The organism is Bacillus sp. 05T22, from assembly GCF_056396765.1.
Map to the genome: position 1 here is coordinate 1 of NZ_JBFTMC010000219.1, position 2,441 is coordinate 2,441.

Annotated in this window: 1 protein-coding gene; it reads left to right on the forward strand. The window is 45.7% G+C overall.

What is annotated here, in order from left to right:
* The coding region (locus AC1DIT_RS27865; protein WP_476998583.1) for a condensation domain-containing protein at window positions 1–2,441 on the forward strand (2,441 nt) is incomplete at both ends.

The window sequence follows — 2,441 nt, forward strand, 5'->3', positions numbered from 1 at the left end:
GTCCTACAGTCCTACAGAAGCGACTGTAGATGTCACTTACTATGATTGTGATTTAGAAAAAGAACCGTTGCTTATTCCGATTGGTCGTCCGATTGATAATACCGAATTGTATGTGCTAGATCAAAGCCAACAGGTGGTACCGATAGGTGTGGCTGGGGAACTTTACCTTGGTGGTGTAGGCTTGGCACGTGGTTACTTCAATCGTCCAGAGTTAACTGCTGAACGTTTTATTCCGCATCCATTTAAGGAAGGGGAACGGCTCTATCGGACGGGGGACCTGGTGAGGTATCTGAATGATCGCAACGTGGAGTATATCGGAAGAATAGATAACCAAGTGAAAATCAGAGGTTTCCGGATTGAGCTGGGAGAGATTGAAGCGGTCCTACACGATCATTCATCTGTGAAAGAGGCTGTCGTGTTGGTGAAGGAAGATCATCCTGGAGACAAGCGGTTAGTAGCATATGTGGTGGGTGAAGGAGATACTGGAGAATGGCGTGAGCACCTCAAGACGCAATTACCGAATTACATGGTTCCGGCATACTTTGTCGAGATGGAAGTGATGCCACTCACTCCGAATGGCAAGATTGATCGCAAAGCCTTACTGGCGTTGGATGGACAGCCTATGAGCGTAAATATTGTCTCACCACGAACACCAGTGGAAGAGCTTATCGCATCGGTATGGAGTAAAGTGTTAGGCATAGAAAATATTGGTGTTCAGGATTCCTTCTTCGAGCTTGGTGGCCACTCGCTACTCGCTACCCAAGTTGTCTCACGTTTACAAGAAGTTTTCCAAATCGAACTACCGGTGCGTGAACTTTTTGAGTTTACAACGGTGGAGACACTGGCGAAGCGACTGGATCAGTTGCGTAAAGGAGACAAAAAACGAGAGATTCCACCGCTTATGCCGATGGAACGGGGAGAAGCCATTCCGCTCTCTTATGCCCAACAGCGTCTGTGGTTCATTGACCAATTCACGCCTAATAGTGCACTTTATAATATGCCGATGGTATGCCGTCTTACAGGGAATTGGGTACCCGAAGCATTGGAGACAGGATGGAATCAGCTGATAGAGCGTCATGAATCTTTACGGACTGTGTTTCATGAAGTGGATGGTTATCCTGTGCAGCAGATTCAACCGTATGCTTTCCGGTCCCTTTCCCAAATGGATTTAACTATGCTTTCTCCGGAAGAGCGAGACGCAGAAGTTAAACGTTTAATTCAGCAAGAAACAGAAGTACCATTTGACTTAGGAGAGGGCCCACTGATTCGGACAATCGTCTTGCGAGTGGGAGAAGAGGAATGGATCCTCCTCTGCACTCTGCATCATATCGTTTCGGATGGATGGTCGATGGGAGTGCTACTCGAAGAATGGATAGCTTTCTATGAGGAAGAAACGGATGAGAAGGTAGCAGAGCTTGAACCATTACCGGTTCAATATGCGGACTTTGCTCAGTGGCAAAAGGGATGGTTGAAGGAAGAAGTGCTTGAACAGCAACTCAACTATTGGCAGGAAGAATTGTTTGGTGAGCTTCCTGTGCTACAACTGCCGATGGATCACCCGCGTCCTGCAGTGCAAACTCATCGCGGATCGACACACACTGTGTTGCTGTCACGTTCGTTACGCGACAAACTGAACGAACTCAGTCGTCAAGAAGGGTCGACGCTCTTTATGACTCTGTTGGCTGCGTATCAAAGCTTCCTTTCTCGTTATACGGGACAAGAAGATATTCTCGTCGGAAGTCCAATTGCGAATCGTAATTACAGAGAGATTGAAGGATTAATCGGTTTCTTCGTCAACACGTTGGTTTATCGGGCTGATCTGAGTGGCGCACCGACATTCCAAGAGTTGTTGTCTCAGGTGCGTCAAAAGGCACTGAAAGCATATGAATATCAAGATATTCCATTTGAAAAAATTGTGGAAGTTGTGCAACCTGAGCGGAGTACAAGTCATTCTCCGATCTTCCAGACGATGTTCATCTTACAAAATATGAAACAAGAGCTTCCAGTGTTGTCTGGTAGAAGAATCGAAATGATAGAAAGCCATAATTCGATCGCAAAATTTGATTTAAGTGTAATGGCAGCCGAGGCGGAAGAAGGATTAATTTTCTCTTTTGAATACAATAAGGATTTATTTGATGTTACAACCATCGAACGAATGGCAGGACATTTTGAGAACTGGCTACATGAAGTTTCTCATCATCCACAAAAACCGTTGAATAGTTTGAGTATGCTCTCCGAATTTGAGCGTGATTTGTTATTAGAGACATGGAATGACACTGCAATGGAAATGTCCCAAGAGGGTCTTATTTGCGACAGATTTGAGGACAAAGTAGCACGACGTCCCGATGCGATTGCAGTGGTCGATCAAATGAGAGAGTGGACCTATGGTGAACTGGATACGCGGGCAAATCAGTTGGCACATGTTTTGCAGAGAAAAGGGG